The organism is Prauserella marina, from assembly GCF_002240355.1.
Classification (GTDB): Bacteria; Actinomycetota; Actinomycetes; order Mycobacteriales; family Pseudonocardiaceae; genus Prauserella_A; species Prauserella_A marina.
Genome location: NZ_CP016353.1, coordinates 59,106 through 75,972, shown reverse-complemented (window position 1 = coordinate 75,972; position 16,867 = coordinate 59,106). Strand labels below are relative to the sequence as shown.

Sequence of the window (16,867 nt, the reverse complement as noted above, 5' to 3'; positions counted from 1 at the left end):
TTTCCGAAGGACCAGTTCAACCAGTTTTCGATCAGGAGACGACATCCATGTCGACAAAGAGTTTCTTTCGTCGTGCGCTCGTCGTGAGCGCGGCGGTGGGAGTGGCCGGTGTCGCCGGTGCGGGCATCGCGTCCGCGCACGTCACGGCCGACGTGTACGGCAAGCCCGCCGAGAAGGGCGGCTACGGCGCCATCGTGCTCAGGGTTCCCAACGAGGAGCAGAACGCGGGCACGACCAAGATCGAGGTCACCCTCCCCGAGAACGCCGCGATCAGCTCGGCCCGCACCAAGCCGGTTCCCGGCTGGACCGCGGACATCGACAAGAGCGGCGACGTGGTCACCAAGATCACGTGGACGGCGGAGGACGGCAACGAGATCCCGGCCGGCACGACCTCCTACCAGGAGTTCGCCTTCACGGCCGGACCGCTGCCGGAAGACCAGGACAGCCTGATGCTCGCCACCAAGCAGACCTACTCGGACGGCACCGTCGCCGACTGGGCGCAGCCGTCTGACGGAGACAAGGAACCGGACTACCCCGCCCCGGTCGTCGAGCTGGCCGCGAACTCGGGTGACGGTCACGGGCACGGCGGTTCGGGGGCCGACTCGGCCGCTGCCGAGCCGGAGCACTCGGCGGAGGCAACCGACGACACCGCGAGGTGGCTCGGCGGTGCCGGGCTCATCGTCGGCGCGCTCGGCCTCGGGTTCGGCGCGGGCGCGACGCTGCGCGCACGAAAGAAGACCTCGGCATGAGGCGGGTCATCGTGATGGCGGGCGTCGCGCTGCTCGCGCTGCTCGGCGCGGCCACCCCCGCCTCGGCACACAACACGCTCGTCTCTTCCGACCCCGCCGAAGGCGCCCAGCTCGAAGAGGGCCCTTCGAGGGTGACGCTCACGTTCGACCAGACGGTGCAGGACGCGGGAGTCAACCAGATCGCGGTCACCGGCCCCGACGGCGGCCAGTGGATCGACGGTGACGTCGAGGTCGACAGCAACGTGGTGAGTGCGCCGCTGCGTCCACTCGGTCCCGCGGGCGAGTACATCATCGGCTTCCGCATCCTCTCCGCCGACGGCCATCCCGTCGAGAAGGAGATCCGCTTCACGCTCACTAAGGCGGGCACCGGTACGCCGGGATCCGCGGCGGCGACGGAAGCCTCACCTGACGACACGGCGGCTCCCGCCTCCGATTCGTCGGGTGGCATCCCGGTGTGGGTCTGGATCATCGCGGCGGTCGTACTGCTCGGCGTCGGCGTGACCGTGGCACTGCGGATGGGTTCCTCAGGGGAAGACAAGAAGTCATGACCCAGGCCGAGGCCACCTCGCGAGTTCGGTACGGCCCGCTGATCAGCCTGATCACGGCCGGGATCGCCGGTGCACTGATCGGTGTCGCGCTCAGCGCGACCACCCCGGTGTCCGGCGTCGCGAACGCGGGCGAGGTGGTCTCGGCCGCCATTCCGATCGTCAGGGTGCTGCTCGACATCTCGGCGGTCACCACGATCGGTCTCGGCTTGCTGTCCGTGCTGGTCGGTTACGACCGGCCGAAACTGACCGAGCCGGTGCTCGCGATCGCGCGGCCTGCCGCGGTGGCCAGCGCACTCGTGTGGGCCGTCACCGCGCTCGTGGCGCTCGTACTCCAGACCGCCGAGTACCGGCCCGCTTCCGGGACGGTCGGTTTCGCCGACATCGGCGCCTACATCAGCGAGGTCGGCGCTGGCAAGGCACTGCTGATCGTCGCCGGGCTCGCACTGGCACTCGCCGTCCTCGGCGCGCTCGCCGTCAAGCACGGCGAGCGGGTCCCTGCCGAGGTCAGGGTCGGGCTCGGGCTCTTCGCGCTCCTGCCCCTTCCCGTCACGGGACACGCCGCGAACTGGTCGTTCCACGACTACACGATGATCTCGATGGAGTTGCACGTCATGAGCGCGGTCGCCTGGACGGGCGGGCTCGGCGCGATGGCCGTTCTGCTCGTCGGCAACCGCACCCTGCTGGCCCACGCGCTCCCCCGGTTCTCCAAGCTCGCGACCCTGTGCCTGCTGATCTCCGCGGCCACCGGCCTCTTCAACGGGCTCGTCGAGATCAACCTCAACCCGAAAATGGACTTGTGGACCGCGGTCTTCACGACGCCGTACGGGCAACTCGTGCTGCTGAAACTGACGTGCACGGCAGGCATCGCCGCCCTCGGCGCCTACACCAGGTGGAAGCTCATTCCGAAGATCATCAGGCACCAGCGCACGGCCTTGGCGACCTGGTCGGCACTCGAACTGACGATCATGGGACTCGCCTTCGGCTTCGCCGTCGTCCTCACCAGAGCGCCCGTGGCCTAACCCGTTACTCCGGAAGGCCCAATTCACGCTGTTCGACGTAGCGATCCGCGCACCATGCGGCCATGATCGCGGGCGGCAAGTGCACCGTGAGGAGAGCGCGTGACGAGCAACCTGCCCATGCCGGTTCAGCGCGGGAGCGACGGTGCCGTACAGCCCTCGACGACGACCTCGGCGCCACGACAGCTCAAGCGGCCACCCGCCAGATTCACCAACAGGGCAGGCGAACTCGAACGGCTCGCCACCGCGCTCGCCGGAAGCACCGGCGATCAGCCGACCGTGCTCGTCCTCAGCGGCCTCGGCGGTATCGGGAAGACCGCGTTGGCCCTGCACTGGCTGCACAGTCTCCGTAACCGGTTTCCCGGAGGGCAACTACAGGCGAGCCTCGGCGCTTTCGACCCGACCGGACCCGCGGCCGTCGGCGAGGTGCTCGGCCAGTTCCTGCGGGCACTCGGTGTTCCCCGGAGCCGCGTGCCCATCGACGTCGAGGAACAAGGTGGGCTGTACCGGACACTCACGGCCGACACCCCATTGTTGATCCTGCTCGACAACGCCGAATCCGAATCACAGGTACGTCCGCTGATCCCCTCGGCTCCAGGCAGCCTCGTCGTGGTCACCAGCAGAAGACCACTCGGCGGGCTCGCGGTCGGCGAAGGCGCCCACCTGCTGGGGTTGGAACCGTTCACCGCCGAACATGGCGTGGCCCTGCTGCGCACAGCAGGGCCACGCCATGTTCGGCGACCGTGTGGATACTGAACGTGCACATGCCACGACAATCGTTCGGCTCACCGCCGGCTTGCCGATCGCCTTGTGTTCCGTGGCTGCGCGACTCGCGGCCAAGCCGCGCTCTTCGCTTGAGCGCATGGCGACGGACCTCGGCACCGGCAAGAAACGGCTGGCGGTGTTGTCGGCGCGGAATGAGGAGGACTCCGTGCAGGCCACGTTCGACCTCGCCTACCAGGCGCTGCCCCCGGAAGCCGCGAGGCTGTACCGGTTGCTCGGGTTGCACCCTGGTGCTGAGATCAGCGCGGGCGCCGCCGCGGCGGCCATCAACGAAACGGTCGGCAAGACGCAGCCACTGCTGGAAGAGCTCGTCGAAGTCAGCATGCTGACCGCTCCGGAGGACGACAGGTACGTCTTCCACGACCTGCACCGGCTGCATGCCGTCGAGAAAGCCGAGCTGCACGACAGCGGCGACGAAAGAGAAGCCGCTCAGCTCAGGATCCTGGAGTGGTACCTGAGAGCGGCCCGGTCGACCGCCCACCTCGTCACCCTCGACGAAGACCCCATCGGCTATGAGTTCACCCAGCGCAAGCCGGACACCGCCTCGCTACCCGAAGCGGAGCACGCGCTGGACTGGCTTGAACGCGAACGCACCAACCTCTACTCGGCGATGCAGGCCGCCGCTCAGCTCGGACTGCCTGAACTGGCTTGGCAACTCGCCGACGCCATGTGGCCGCTGTTCCTGCTGCACAAGCACTACCGCGACTTCCTGACGGTGAGCCAGCTCGGCGCCAAGTGCGCCCAGGAATGGGGCAACGCCTACGCGGAGACGCTGATGCTCAACCGATGCGGCGCGGCGTGCCGAGGCGCGGGCCGCTTCGACGAGGCAGTCGAGTATTACGGCGCCGCGTTGCGGACCCTGCCAGCCGAGGGTGATCAACTCGCGGCGATCAGGTCGGTGGAAGGACTCGGGCTGGTCGCCCTCGCCCAGGGCAGGCTCGACGACGCGCTGCGCGAGTTCGGCGAGGACCTTCGGAGGTCGCGGGAACTCGGACGGCAACACGATGTCGCGCTCGCGATGGTCAACCTCGGCGTAACCCTGACCAGGAAAGACCGCGTCGGGGAGGCGATCGAAAACCTCGAAGAGGCAAGGCGAATCCTCGCCGACGAAGGCGACGGCTACAACGTCGCGCGCGCGAGGATCGACCTCGCGAGAGCACTCGCCCTCTCGGGCAACGTCGCCGAGGCACGCGACCATGCGACCGAAGCGAAAACGATCATGCACGGACGTGGATCCGCATTCGAAGAAGCGCGGGCAATGCAGGTGCTGGCCGAAGTCGCCGATCTCGCGGGCGAGGCCGCGGAAGCACAGCGGCGTTATACGGAGGTTTTGCCTATTTTCACGGAACTGGGCCGCCCCGAGGCCAAGGAGGTCAAGGAACGGCTCCGGGCAACCGAAACGCCCAGCTCGTAACCCTAAGTGGTTGCAAGTTGCACAATTGAGCGGGGACTCGTAGTCCGAGGTGATTAGTCCGACCGAATTTGTCACCGTTAGCCATAACAATCACGACAAACGATGAACGGTATGTTCTTGTCGCTGAATGAATGGTCGAAAGAAATGGGAATCGCGACCGTTCAGCGGTACCGGACCCAACGCGTGTGATTTCGACCGGCGCGCAGATCGTCGAGTCGCCGGTGCAGTTCGTGCCGGACCGAAGGGTGGCTGCGCATGATCGGCAGAACGCTCGTCGTCAGCTTCAGTTCCCTCGCCCTGCGGAGCGATTCGAAGCCGTCCCACGCGGTCACGTCGAACCCGTAGCCACGGGCGAGCTCGCGATACCAGCCCGAGGGGTCGCCGAAGCGCTCCATACCGACGGCGAGCGGCGTGAGATCCCACTCCACGGGACCGGCGCACGCGGAGTCGAAGTCACACAGCACGGGACCACCCGGACCGACGATCACGTTGCCGGGGTGGGCATCGCCGTGAACGAGGCCGGGTGGCAGCGGGAACTCCAGATCGACGAGTTCCCGCTCCACCTCGGCACACCTGCGCAGCAGGAACCGACGGTCGTGCTCGGCCAGCTCCTCCGCGTCCTCGACCCGTGCCCTCACGTCGACGAGCGGCGCCCATCCCCCGACGCCATCCGGCGGATCGAGTGCGTGCACCTGGCTCAGCAACGCCGCCAGCTCGGCCGACGTCGCCCGCCGACCCGTGTCCGCGACCCGCTCCCACACCGTCACGACGTGCTCTCCGACGAACAGCGGCTGCCTGACCTGCCCGAACAACCTGATCGCGGGTACTCCGCACGCCGCGAAGTACCTGGCGACGGTGACCACCTTGTTCGCCCTGTGCCGCAGCGCCCGCGAGCCGACGATCCGGATCACGACAGGATCGCGGGCCAGCGCGTACACCGCGTTGTTGGTGAACCTCAGCAGTGTGGCCGCGGAGGCGTCCAGGCCAAGTCTCGCGCACGTGGCCCGCAGGACGTGGTCCAGCTTTTCCCTCGTGAAGCGGCCTTCCACCAGAGGTTCGCACCCGACTCGAACGCTCCGGCTACGCGAAGAACGAGTTCATCCGCTCGACCAGTTCCCGCGCGTCGGAGTTGTTGCTGCGCCGCGCGGCTTCCTCCTTCAGCGGGCGCATTCGCTCCTCGACCCGCGCGGATTTGAGGCCCTCCGCGCAATCCAGTGCCTTACCACCGGTCTTGGCACCGTGGTCGATGTCGCCGTCGATCATGTGGTTGGTGGCCAGCATGCTCAGGCTGAACGTCTTGCTGCGGGCCATGTCGTCGCCGTAGGAGTCGATGGCCCTTGTCAGCGCGGGGATGGCGAATTTCGTGTGCGTCAAGTCCGCATGCTGCGCGAGAGCCGTGTGCACCGTGCCGATCATCGCGTAGACATCGGTCTCGTTGAAGAACCGCACCCACGACTCGGCGTTGGCGAGATCCGCCCTCGCGAACTCGTCCCTTGTCCTGCCGAGGAGTTTGATGGCCTGGTCGCCGTTGCCCATCATCGCGTAGGCCCACGCCTCGTTCGCGCACAACACCGCGACGGCCAGTTCCGAACCGGACTCCTGCGCGGCGATCTGCCCCAGCTGGAACAACTTCAGCGCGTCGTTCGGCGCGTCCTGGTGCAGGTAGACCCTGCCCATCCGGTAGAGGATGTTGGCGACCAGCGGATGGTTTTCGCCCTGTTTGGCCAGGTCGAGCGCGTTCGCGAAGTGACCGCGAGCGGAGTCGATGAGTCCGATGTCGAACGAGGTCCAACCGGCGAGACTGTGCAGATCGGCCAGCGCGACGAAGAGTCTGGTCTTGACGAGGTCGGTCCCGCTGGCCTGGAGCATCTGCTGTCCCCAGGAGAGTTGCGCGACGACGGCGTCCCTGCAGAAACCGCCGCCGTACTGGTAATCGAGAGCGCGTAACGCTCGTGTTGCCGCTTCCACCTGCCGGACGTCGGTCATCCCGATCCGTCCAGGCGCGGGTGTCCTTGCGGGACTCGCCGCCCAGGCATCCGAGGTCGGCCCGAAGACCGCGGCCCCCATCGTCACCTGCGCGGCGTGCGCGAGGAACTTCCGCCTTTTCACGGACTCGTCCTCCTCAGACTGCTGCTCGTCAGCCCCGCCGACGACCTGGACCTCAGTTTCCGGGTCGTAGGCGAGACCCATGTATCCACGTGGAATCTTCAGACCACCCGCGATCCTCGAAAGGACCTCGTAGGCCATGACTTGTCTGCCCTTGAGGATTTCCGAGACCTCGGACTGTGATTGGCCGGTCATCGCGGCGATCTGACGCTGCGAGACGCCGTGCTTGCGCAACTGGCGGTAGACCTCACTGATGTTGCGCCGCTTGAGGGCCTCGCGCATCTCCGGTGTTTCCCAAGCCTCCGGATTGATGCGACCCTGTTTGGCGTCGTTGGCGTCCATCTGCGCCCCTCCACAGTCCTGTCGGGCGTCGGTAAGCAGCGTAGGCACACCCATTCAACCGTGCGAAACGCCGTTTGTGGGTGCTGATCGGTTGGGGCGAACTCTATTGACCGCTTAACGTGGAACTCGGGCCGGTCGCCGCTATGACGCTCGCCGAGGCTTCTTTCGCCGTTCTTTTCGTCGCAATGTAGTTCTCAGATCTTCGTGGTCAGCCGAACACAGAACGCAGTCACGGATAGTCACGAAGAGCGACGAAAACACAAGAAGCACCAAGCGTTGAATCCAGAGGCGCTCAGCCGCCCCGGAGAGAGCGGAGAAGGACGTGGAGTTCGTGCACTCGATCACAGCAGGACGTGCTGCGACCGGCACGACGACCGCCGTGCGCCGGTCCCCGGTCGGCGAAAGGCCTCGCCCGGCTCTGTCGTCGGCGGCGTCGACGCAGGCGGCAGGACCGACCGGTGCCCGCAGGCACGAGGGCGGCCAGGTCGTGTGGCGGGTCCAGTGCGGCGACCTCATCAGCAGGGAGCGGTGCGTCACGGTGTTCGTCGACGACGGTGAAGTGGTCCTCGTCGGGCCTCCCGGCGAGACGGCTCGGCTCACGGCTGGTCAACTCGGCCAACTGAGTGCCGCGCTCAACGAAGCCGCCAAGATGGCGGAAAGGTGACGGTGAGTTCCAGGTGGATCAGATCCTCGGGCAGGTTCTCCGCAATGCCGTGTGGGAACGCCTCGACATGCTTTCCGATCTAGCGAACCGCGCGGACGCACCGTCTTTGGTATCGGTGGCACGCTCGGAGTTGCCGCGACTGACCGAAGGTTGGCGGGCCATGCTCCAGGCACACGAGCCTGACGAGCGCGGTGACTGCCCCACATGCTCCACCCGTTGGCACAAGTGCAAGGCACCCTGCTCGGTTTGGCAGGTCGCGCACGAGCATCTTGTCGCGGGTGGGTTGGCGCCCCAGCAAGAAGCACGACGCAAGGGGCGTCGCCGGCCCGCGCAGGCCGGTTCTGCTGCACAGCAATCTCACGCGGTCCCCCCGCCGGCCGAGAACCGGCCGGTCGCGCAGCAGCAGTCCGGCAGGCACGCGCTGGTCTCCCCGCCGGGTCCCCGGCACGTCATCGCGGGATCCCCCGCCCGATGATGACCCACTGGACGGCGAGGTCACTCGCCACTGACCGGCGGCCGTCTCGTCCGTACCCCCGAGCGAGATGAGCCGGCCGTCGGTCCCAGACCGCGATTAATCGAAGAAATGTGACTCAACCCCTAGCGGATGCGCTATTCCGCGGTTACGTTGATGATCAGATCGATGCCACACAATTGCATAACGCAAACTGTGGAAACCCCGCCCTCATTTCGCCACAGTGTGGCCCCCGATACTCCGCGGGCCGGTGCCGTAGCACTCCCCCTCCCCCGACCGGCACCGGTCCGCGGTTCCCAAATGCGGTGCTTTGTTGATCACTGGTTGCAATGTGTTCACTCGACCGAGAAGCGGGTCCCCGGCACGATAAAGTCGCTGACCTGCACAGCGAGGAGCACTACGTGTCCGACAACCAGGCAGTGAAGACACCCGAAGCGACCCCACTGCGCCGGCAGCCGGTTCAGCAGCGCAGCGCGAAGCGTGTCGAACGAATGCTCGACGCGAGCGCCGAACTACTCGAAGAAATCGGCTACGAAGCGCTGACCACCACCTTGATCGCTAAGCGGGCCGGTGTGGCGGTGGGTTCGCTCTACCAGTTTTTCCCCGACAAGCGAGCCGTTATCCAGGCTCTGACACAACGCAATCTGGAGTGCTTCGTCGCGGCCGTCAGTGAGCGGCTCAGCACTCTTGATCACCAGCACTGGTGGGACGTCGTCGACTCCCTGCTGGATATCTACCTCGACATGCACCGCAGGATCCCCGGGTTTTCGAAGGTCCACTTCGGGGACGTTGTGGACATTCGGTTGCTCGACGACCATCGCACCAACAACCGGGTCATCACCGATTCGCTGGCGAACCTGGTGACCACCCACGTCAACCTGCCGGTGGAGCAGGTGACCCTGCCGATCTCCATCGCCGTCGAGGCGGCCGACGGATTGCTGAACCTGGCGTTCCGCATTGATCCACAGGGTGATCCCGAGGTCGTATCGGAGACAAAGGCCCTGATCAAGGGCTATTTGGCAAGCAAGTTCGGCGAGTAGTCCACAGAAGCTGTCCACAGTCACCTGTGACTGTGGACAGCTTCGGGACACAGGTGCCGATGAACTGGTCAGCCGAAGGACTTTCCCTCACCGCGATACGTCGGCACGGTTTGCTCGACCCGGTCACCGTCCACCAGGTGATAGTGGGTGAACCGTTCGGCGAGTTCGCCTGCCTTGGCGTGCCGGAACCACACCCGGTCGCCGATGCTCAACCGGCGAGCGGCGGGGCCGGTCAAGGGTGTCTGTACCTCGCCCGCGCCCTCGGCCCCACGCAACCGCAGACCGGCAGGCAAATAGGGCGTCGGCAACCGCGAAGGGCTCGCCTGTCCCGACGCGACATACCCACCCGAGAACACGGTCGCCGTGGTACGACCCGGCCTGCGAACCACCGGCAACGCAAACAAGGCCGCCGGTTGCGGCGCGAACCGCGAGTACTGGGAAAACAGCGTCGAGCCAATCAGGCCGGAACCGGCCGCGATGTCCGTGATCACCGGTTCGGTGCTGGTGGTTTCCAGGCTGCCCGTACCCCCACCATTGACGAACTCCAGGTCGGCGACCTCACGGACAGCCGCTATCGCCGCAGCTCTCCTGAGGGCGAGCTCGGCCGCGGACCTGCGTTGCATCCAGCGGATGACCTCGCCCTTGATGCCGCGCGCGCCATCCGGAATGCCGGCGATCTGCCCTTCGTAGGCCATGACGCCCACCAGCCGGAAGCCGGGGCGAGCGACCACGGCACGCGCCAATGCGCCGATCTGCCTCGGGGTGAACACGGGCGAGCGGAGCGAACCGATGTGGGCGCCGGGCAGCGGGCGCCACGAGACGTCGAGTTCGAGGCAGACCCTGATCGGTGGGTGGTCGGTTCCGAGCGCCGCATCGACAAAATCAAGGTGTGCCACCGAATCCACCATGATCGTCACGGCCGATCTCGCGGCTGGATCGGCCGCGAGAACACGCAGAGCCGCCCTGTCGACGGATGGGTAGGCGACGACGATGTCGGTGCTCGTGCCGTTGTCGAACAGCCACAAAGCCTCGGCGAGCGAGTAGCTGAGCAGACCTTCGAAACCGGGGCGATCGAGTACGCGGGACAGCAGGGCACGACAGCGCACCGACTTGCTCGCGACCCTGATGGGCGCGCCACCGGCACGCCGCACGAGATCGCCGGCGTTGGCATCGAAGGCCCGCAGGTCGACGATCGCCAGCGGCGGATCGAGATCCTTCGTCGCCAAGTCGTAGGCCGTGCCGTTCGCCGTGGTCACAGCGCTCACGGTAGCCCGGCACAGCTTGAAACGCGAATTGTGTTCACTTATCGTGTGGTCCGGCTGGGGTTACCGATCCAACGTGGGAGCGCACCGTGACGACGTGGACCAACTGGGCCGGAACCGAGGTCGCTCGCCCCCGCCACATCCATCGCCCGCGAGACGCCGCGCAGATCGCCGACATCGTCGCCGCGACGACAGCGAAGGGCGGGCGGGTCCGGCCACTCGGCAGTGGGCATTCGTTCACCGCCATCGGCGTTCCCGGCTCCGAGGCCATCGACCTCACCGGTTGGAGGGGCATCGTCGAGGCAGACGCCACGACCGGCCTCGTCACGGTGCGTTCGGGCACCACGCTGCGCGAACTCAACGTCCAACTGGACGCGCTCGGCCTCGCCATGACCAACCTCGGCGACATCGACGCGCAAACGATCGCGGGCGCGATCTCGACGGGGACACACGGAACAGGTGCCAGGTACGGCGGGCTGGCTACCCAGGTCGCCGCACTCGAACTGGTGCTGGCCGACGGCTCCGTGGTGGTCTGCTCCGCCGACAACCGGCCCGAGCTTTTCGACGCAGCGCGCGTCGGGCTCGGGGCTCTGGGGGTGATCAGCACGGTGACCCTGCGCTGTGAACCCGCTTATCTACTCGCCGCGCGGGAACGCCCCGAACCCTTCGCCGAGGTACTGGACCGCTTCGACGAGTACGCCGACAACAACGACCACTTCGAGTTCTACTGGTTCCCCTACGGGAAGAACGCGCTGGTCAAGCGGAACAATCGAGAGGAAAGCGGGGTCGAGGCCCGCCCGTTGTCGCGGGCCAGGCGGTTCGTCGACTACACGGTCATGGAGAACGCCGCGTTCGGCACCCTGTGCAGGCTGGGCAGGGCGGCACCGAGACTCGTGCCCGGGCTCGGCAGCTTCGCGTCATCAGTGCTGTCGGCGCGCGACTACAGCGACGTGTCCCATCGGGTTTTCGCGACGCATCGTGCCGTGCGGTTCGTCGAGTCGGAGTTCGCGGTCCCTCGCGCGGCGGTGCACGACGTACTGAGGGAACTCAAGGCGGCCGTGGCTCGGCTGGCCGACCCGGTGGCGTTTCCCGTCGAGGTCCGAGTCGCCGCGGCCGACGACATCTGGCTCTCGACCGCGTACGGCAGGGATTCGGCCTACATCGCGATTCACCAGTATCGGGGAATGCCCTATCGCGAGTACTTCGCGGCATTCAACGACATCGCGGGCGCGGTAGGTGGCCGCCCCCACTGGGGAAAACTGCACAATGTGGACGCTTCCGTGCTCGGCGAACGCTACCCACGGTTCGCGGACTTCGGTCGGGTGCGCGACGAAGTGGACCCAGAACGCGTGTTCACCAATGCTTACCTGGATCGCGTGCTCGGCGCGAAAACCCCTTAGCCGCTGTGGGTTTGGCGGGTGTCGGAGTTGGGTGTCGCGTTTGGCCGGTGTCGGGACTGTGGTTGCGGGGCTTCAGGTGCTGGTGGGCGTGTTCCATTCGCAGCACCGCGGATGTCGCCTACCCGAGTGCGGAACTCGCCTACCCGAGTGCGGATCTCGCGCGCCTGAGTGCAGAACTCGCTGGCCTGAGTGCAGGACTCGCGCACGAGCCACGCGTCAGACGCGGGCCACTGCTTCCTGCACCGGGGTATTGCCCCCGGTCAACTCAAGGGTCCGCCGCGTCGCGACGGTGTCGGACAAGAGTTCGGCAACCACGGCGGCAACGTCCTCCCTCGGGACATCACCACGCGGAACGGAATCGCCAAGGCGCACGCTTCCGGTTCCGGGATCGTCGGTCAGCCGTCCCGGACGCAGAATGGTCCAGTCCAGCTTCCTCGCCCGCAGATCCGCTTCGGCGGCTGCCTTCGCGTGCAGGTACGCCGCGAACACCTCGCCGACAGCCTCGGGATCGATAGGGCCGTCCGTACCCATCGCGCTGATTTGCACGAACCTCAGCACACCGGCGCGTTCGGCGGCTTCCGCGAACAACACGGCCGCGGCACGGTCGACGGTGTCCTTCCTCGCCGTTCCACTGCCAGGCCCGGCACCGGCGGCGAACACGGCCGCGTCGGCACCGGACAGCACTTGCACTACCTCGTCGAGGTCGGCGTTCTCCAGATCGAGAACGGCCGGTTCCGCACTGACTTCACGGATGTCAGCGGCCTGCTCGACATTACGAATGATGCCGACAGCGACATCTCCGTTCGCCGCGAGCTTCTTCTCCAGCAGCAGCGCGATTTTTCCATGTCCACCGGCAATGACGACTCGCATGTATCCGAGCCTAACGGCGTCACTCGGCCGCGGCAGCACACTCCAGCGCGACGAGTTGTTCGTAAACCATCTCATTCACCCACCGGGACACCGCGTCGCCACCCAGCAGGATGCGCTCGGACCTGCCCTCGAGGTCGAGATCGACAACCGCGTTCTCGTCCGCGGTGACGACGGCGAGTCCGTAGGCCCTCGCCCTCGGCAGGCAGTTGTCGACGTAGTCGTGGCTCAGCGTCGCGGAGCGCGGGAGCACCATGGCCGCGTCGCCGTACCTCGCGAACGGCACGGTCGCGGCAAGTCCTGTCCTCCAGTGCCTCGCCACGGCGAGGACACCGACGATCTCGGCGGCCGCGGGCGGGGCACTCGCGGCGAGTTCCGGCCACGTCCAGGTGGAGACGGTGGCCTTGTCGGCAACGGGATCGATACCAAGGGCAATCCGCTCGGCGTGCGCCTCGGCGCTGAGGTTGGCCACGACATAAACAGTGCGGCCGAACAGCTTCATGGCCGGGAGTAGATCGCCCTCCCAGCCAAGCTGCGCCGCCGCCTCGGCGGCAAGCTCGTCGACACCTGCCGGCAATTCGATCGGCGCGACCATTCGGCTCGGAATCGACCTGGTTCCGTTTGACCCACTCGGCACCGCGGTCTGTCCGGGTGTAACCGCCACGAAGTCCGCCTCCCTCTGCTGCTTCTGCGACTCGGCCGTTCTGCGTGCCACGCAAAACGGCACATAACTTAGGTACCAGCGGGAAAGCGCCAGGTCTGCGGGCTGGAGGTGCGTCTGCGATCGGCGGCGCCCAACGGTCGGTGATCGGTCGGTGGGCGGTCATGAGAGTTCAGTCCGACGGTGCTGCCGGATGGGTGACGAGCAGCCAAGCGGTTGTGCGCAGAGTGGAGTGGCCGTGACGTGTACCGCAGCGACGACCCGGCGACCCGGGATAGGGTCGCTTGCGAGTCGGGACCGCCGCAAGAGTTGACCGCCAGTGCTGGAGGATCGATGCGCTCGCCGAAGGACTTCTTCGCCCCGCTCGCCGTGGGCGCACCGGAGCCGGTAAGGCAGGTTCCTGCCCTTCCGTCCCGGATGATCCATTTTTTCGATCCGAGCAACGAGAAGATGGCGACGAAGGTTCCCGATCTGGCGCCGAAGGTCGACGTGCTGCTCGGCAACCTCGAAGACGCGGTGAGGGCCGATCGGAAGACCGCTGCCCGCGAGGGGCTGGTGCGCATCGCGAAGGGCACCGATTTCGGCTCCACTCAGCTCTGGACCCGCGTGAACAGCCTGGATTCGCCGTGGGCGCTCGACGACCTGATCACCCTTGTCACCGAAATCGGCGACAAGCTCGACGTGATCATGCTGCCGAAGGTCGAGGGCGCTCAGGACATCCACTACGTCGACCGGTTACTGGCACAACTCGAAGCGCGCGCGGGCCTTGAGCGGCCGTTGCTCGTTCACGCGATCCTTGAGACGGCCAGTGGCGTCGCCAACGTGGAGGAGATCGCGGGCGCGAGCCCTCGGATGCAGGGCATTTCACTCGGCCCGGCAGATCTCGCCGCGAGCCGCGGGATGAAGACCACGCGGGTCGGCGGCGGGCATCCCGGTTATCTGGTGCGCACGGACCCGGTAAGCGACGACATCCACGAGGGCCGCACCACCTACCAGCAGGATCTGTGGCACTACACGGTCGCCCGCATGGTCGACGCGTGCGTCATGAAAGGGATCTTTCCCTATTACGGACCGTTCGGGGACATTCGTGACGTCGTCGCCTGTGAAGACCAGTTCCGCAACGCGTTCCTGCTCGGCTGTGTCGGCACATGGACGCTGCACCCGGTGCAGATCGAGATCGCGAGGAAGGTGTTCTCACCATCGCCCGCCGATGTCGCGTGGGCACGCAAGGTGATCGCCGCGATGGGAGACGGCACCGGCGCCGTGATGATCGATGGAAAGATGCAGGACGACGCGTCGGTGAAGCAGTGCCGCGTCGTCGCCGAACTGGCGGACGCGTTGGCCGCGAGTGATCCTGAACTCGCCAAGGCGTACAGCGACGCCAACGACTTGGCACCCGCGAACAAGGAGGCCACCTCGTGAGACCGCGTCGTTCCGTCCTTTACATGCCGGGCGCCAACGAGCGTGCGCTTGAGAAGGCCAAGTCGCTACCTGCCGACGCGCTGATCCTCGACCTTGAGGACGCGGTAACTCCCGAAGCCAAGGCTTCGGCGAGAGAGCGAGTGTGCGGCGCGGCGGCTTCGCGTGCCTACGGCAGGCGCGAGGTGACCATCCGCGTCAACGGCATCGAGACCGAGTGGCACGACGCCGACCTGCGGGCCGCCGCGCAGGCCGGTCCCGACGCCGTTGTCATCCCGAAGGTCAACTCCGCGAGGGACGTGCACAACATCGAACGCGCGCTCGAACTGGGCGGCGCTCCCGAGTACACGAAGATCTGGGCGATGCTCGAAACCCCGGTCGCCGTCCTGCGTGCCGAGGAGATCGCGAGTTCCAGCGAACGACTCACCGCGCTGGTGATGGGCACGAACGATCTCGCGAAGGAACTGCACTCCGAGTTCGTTCCCGGCAGGGGCCCGCTGCTCGGCGGGCTTTCGCTGTGCCTGCTCGCGGCGAGGTCGACGGGCAAGGTGATCCTCGACGGCGTTTACAACGACGTGAAGGACCTCGACGGTTTCGCAGCCGAATGCACGCAGGGGCGGCAGTACGGCTTCGACGGCAAGACTCTCGTCCATCCCGCGCAGATCGAGCCGTGCAACCGGGTCTTCGCGCCTTCGCAGGAGGAGGTCGCGCTGGCCCGCAGGATCATCGCCGCCTTCGAGGAGGCGAGCGCCGCAGGCAAGGGCGTGGTGACCGTCGACGGCAGGATGATCGAGAACCTGCACGTGGACAACGCGCGCAGGGTGCTGGTGCTCGCCGACGCGATCAGTGGGCTCGGCTGACAATTCGGTTGCCTGCCGAATCGACCGCTGGCTAGCTTTCGTGCGTGGGGGTACGCCGCGCGGACCGGCCGCGGCTCGGCGCCGATTTCGGCAAGCTGTGGGCGGCAAACGGGTTCACCAACGTCGCCGACGGGGTCGCGCTGGCCGCGGCGCCGCTGCTCGTCGCCTCGCTGACCGACAACCCGATCCTCGTCGGTGGTTCGGTTTTCGTTCAGCAGTTGCCGTGGCTGCTGTTCTCCCTGATCAGCGGGGCCTACGTCGACCGGCTCGATCGACGCGCGCTGCTGGTGGCCGTCAACGTGATTCGCGGTGCGGTCGTCGGCGGGCTCGCCGTCGCCATCGCGACCGACGTCGTCTCGGTGTGGCTCGTGTACCTCGCCTTTTTCCTGCTCGGCACCGCGGAGACAGTGGTGGACAACGCGTCGCACGCGGTGTTGCCGAGCATCGTGGAATCGGCCGCGCTGCCGAATGCGAACGCCAGGTTGATCGCCATGCAGTACGTGGCGAACCAGTTCGCGGCGCCGCCACTTGGCGCGGCGCTGTTCGCGGGATCGGCAGCGCTGCCGTTCGGGTTAAACGCGGTGTGCTTCGTGCTGGCCGCTCCGTTGCTCGGCGCCCTGCGGCGCATACCTCCGGTCAGTGTCGAGCGCAGGCCGCTGCGCGAGGAGATCGCGGAGGGAATTCGCTGGTTGTGGCGGCACCAGGTGTTGAGGATGCTCGCGCTGTCGATCTGCCTGATGAACCTCACCCTGCTTGCCGCCTTCGCGATTCTGGTGCTCTACGCGAAGCAGCGGCTCGGTCTCGGCGCCGTTGGTTACGGTCTCCTGCTGACCGCGTCGGCGGTGGGCGGCCTGCTGGGCACGGCCGTCGCGAGCAGGCTGACAGCCCGGTTCTCCGACTCCACGCTGCTGAGAACGGGCCTCGTCGTGGAAACCTTGACGCACGTGCTGCTCGCGGTGGCGACGGCGCCGTGGCTCGCCTCGATCACGCTCGTGGTGTTCGGCCTGCACGGCTCGATGTGGGGGGTCGTATCCACTACGTGGCGGCAACGCGTGATCCCCGAGAACCTTCGCGGCAGGGTGACCAGCGTGTACCTGCTGTTCAGTGTCGGCGGCGCGGCGCTGGGCAGTCTGCTGAGCGGGCCGATCGCGACGGCGTTCGGCATCACGGCTCCGTTCTGGTGTTCGGCGGTGATCATGGCCGCGATGACGGTCGGCGCGTGGCGCACGTTCGGCAAGCGTCTCGTCGGCTGACCGGAATGTGA

17 protein-coding genes are annotated in these 16,867 nt (G+C 66.7%); 12 read left to right on the top strand and 5 right to left on the bottom strand.

Annotation, left to right across the window (positions count from 1 at the left end; translation table 11 throughout):
• Positions 1–47: 47 nt before the first annotated feature.
• The 5 genes from BAY61_RS00390 to BAY61_RS00370 all read left to right on the top strand — a co-directional run bounded on the left by BAY61_RS00390 (position 48) and on the right by BAY61_RS00370 (position 4,510).
• Positions 48–749: a YcnI family protein gene (locus BAY61_RS00390; RefSeq protein WP_091801025.1), complete on the top strand. Its 702-nt coding sequence runs from the start codon at positions 48–50 to the stop codon at positions 747–749.
• Entirely contained in the window at positions 746–1,297 is a 552-nt protein-coding gene (locus BAY61_RS00385) for a copper resistance CopC family protein (RefSeq protein WP_091801022.1), read from the top strand. The genes BAY61_RS00390 and BAY61_RS00385 overlap by 4 nt, the downstream gene beginning before the upstream one ends.
• Positions 1,294–2,316 carry a copper resistance D family protein gene (locus BAY61_RS00380; protein WP_091801019.1) on the top strand — a complete coding sequence of 341 codons (1,023 nt, stop codon included), beginning with the start codon at positions 1,294–1,296 and terminating at the stop codon, positions 2,314–2,316. Before BAY61_RS00385 ends, BAY61_RS00380 begins: the two co-directional genes overlap by 4 nt.
• 99 nt (positions 2,317–2,415) lie before the next feature.
• Positions 2,416–3,069, top strand: coding sequence for an ATP-binding protein (locus tag BAY61_RS00375; RefSeq protein WP_091801017.1), 654 nt, complete (start codon positions 2,416–2,418; stop codon positions 3,067–3,069).
• 61 nt (positions 3,070–3,130) lie between these two features.
• Positions 3,131–4,510 carry a tetratricopeptide repeat protein gene (locus BAY61_RS00370; RefSeq protein ID WP_170140114.1) on the top strand — a complete coding sequence of 460 codons (1,380 nt, stop codon included), beginning with the start codon at positions 3,131–3,133 and terminating at the stop codon, positions 4,508–4,510.
• A gap of 161 nt (positions 4,511–4,671) precedes the next feature.
• Here the strand turns inward: BAY61_RS00370 and BAY61_RS00365 are convergent, their stop codons facing one another.
• Both BAY61_RS00365 and BAY61_RS00360 read right to left on the bottom strand, forming a co-directional pair.
• A complete protein-coding gene (locus tag BAY61_RS00365; RefSeq protein WP_091801011.1) occupies positions 4,672–5,559 on the bottom strand; it encodes an aminoglycoside phosphotransferase family protein in 888 nt (295 codons plus the stop codon).
• Between the two features lie 31 nt (positions 5,560–5,590).
• On the bottom strand, positions 5,591–6,958 hold the full coding sequence (locus BAY61_RS00360; RefSeq protein WP_091801008.1) for a helix-turn-helix transcriptional regulator: 1,368 nt from the start codon (positions 6,956–6,958) through the stop codon (positions 5,591–5,593).
• 322 nt (positions 6,959–7,280) lie between these two features.
• On the opposite strand from BAY61_RS00360, the gene BAY61_RS00355 reads away from it, so the two are divergent.
• The 3 genes from BAY61_RS00355 to BAY61_RS00345 all read left to right on the top strand — a co-directional run bounded on the left by BAY61_RS00355 (position 7,281) and on the right by BAY61_RS00345 (position 9,134).
• Entirely contained in the window at positions 7,281–7,622 is a 342-nt protein-coding gene (locus BAY61_RS00355) for a hypothetical protein (RefSeq protein ID WP_091801005.1), read from the top strand.
• A 13-nt stretch (positions 7,623–7,635) separates the two neighbouring features.
• Positions 7,636–8,097: a hypothetical protein gene (locus BAY61_RS33415; RefSeq protein ID WP_091801002.1), complete on the top strand. Its 462-nt coding sequence runs from the start codon at positions 7,636–7,638 to the stop codon at positions 8,095–8,097.
• A 398-nt stretch (positions 8,098–8,495) separates the two neighbouring features.
• Positions 8,496–9,134, top strand: coding sequence for a TetR/AcrR family transcriptional regulator (locus BAY61_RS00345; RefSeq protein ID WP_245865625.1), 639 nt, complete (start codon positions 8,496–8,498; stop codon positions 9,132–9,134).
• 68 nt (positions 9,135–9,202) lie between these two features.
• On the opposite strand, the gene BAY61_RS00340 is transcribed toward BAY61_RS00345, so the two are convergent.
• Positions 9,203–10,399 carry an amino acid deaminase/aldolase gene (locus BAY61_RS00340; protein WP_091800981.1) on the bottom strand — a complete coding sequence of 399 codons (1,197 nt, stop codon included), beginning with the start codon at positions 10,397–10,399 and terminating at the stop codon, positions 9,203–9,205.
• 86 nt (positions 10,400–10,485) lie between these two features.
• Between BAY61_RS00340 and BAY61_RS00335 the strand changes: the two genes are divergently transcribed.
• Complete coding sequence (locus BAY61_RS00335) at positions 10,486–11,796, top strand: D-arabinono-1,4-lactone oxidase (RefSeq protein WP_091800978.1); 1,311 nt, start codon at positions 10,486–10,488, stop codon at positions 11,794–11,796.
• A gap of 216 nt (positions 11,797–12,012) precedes the next feature.
• On the opposite strand, the gene BAY61_RS00330 is transcribed toward BAY61_RS00335, so the two are convergent.
• The gene (locus tag BAY61_RS00330; RefSeq protein WP_091802387.1) at positions 12,013–12,666 is read right to left on the bottom strand and encodes an NAD(P)H-binding protein; all 654 of its coding nucleotides are present in this window, start codon (positions 12,664–12,666) and stop codon (positions 12,013–12,015) included.
• Between the two features lie 19 nt (positions 12,667–12,685).
• Positions 12,686–13,327, bottom strand: coding sequence for a hypothetical protein (locus BAY61_RS00325; protein WP_091802384.1), 642 nt, complete (start codon positions 13,325–13,327; stop codon positions 12,686–12,688).
• 330 nt (positions 13,328–13,657) lie between these two features.
• Between BAY61_RS00325 and BAY61_RS00320 the strand changes: the two genes are divergently transcribed.
• Genes BAY61_RS00320 through BAY61_RS00310 form a run of 3 tightly spaced genes read left to right on the top strand, consistent with a single transcriptional unit; the run spans position 13,658 to position 16,856 of the window.
• Positions 13,658–14,746 (top strand): HpcH/HpaI aldolase/citrate lyase family protein, encoded by a 1,089-nt coding sequence (locus tag BAY61_RS00320; protein WP_091800974.1) that lies wholly within the window; start codon positions 13,658–13,660, stop codon positions 14,744–14,746.
• Positions 14,743–15,603, top strand: coding sequence for an HpcH/HpaI aldolase/citrate lyase family protein (locus BAY61_RS00315; RefSeq protein ID WP_170140113.1), 861 nt, complete (start codon positions 14,743–14,745; stop codon positions 15,601–15,603). The genes BAY61_RS00320 and BAY61_RS00315 overlap by 4 nt, the downstream gene beginning before the upstream one ends.
• 44 nt (positions 15,604–15,647) lie before the next feature.
• Positions 15,648–16,856 carry an MFS transporter gene (locus tag BAY61_RS00310; protein ID WP_091800971.1) on the top strand — a complete coding sequence of 403 codons (1,209 nt, stop codon included), beginning with the start codon at positions 15,648–15,650 and terminating at the stop codon, positions 16,854–16,856.
• The last annotated feature ends 11 nt before the right edge of the window (positions 16,857–16,867 follow it).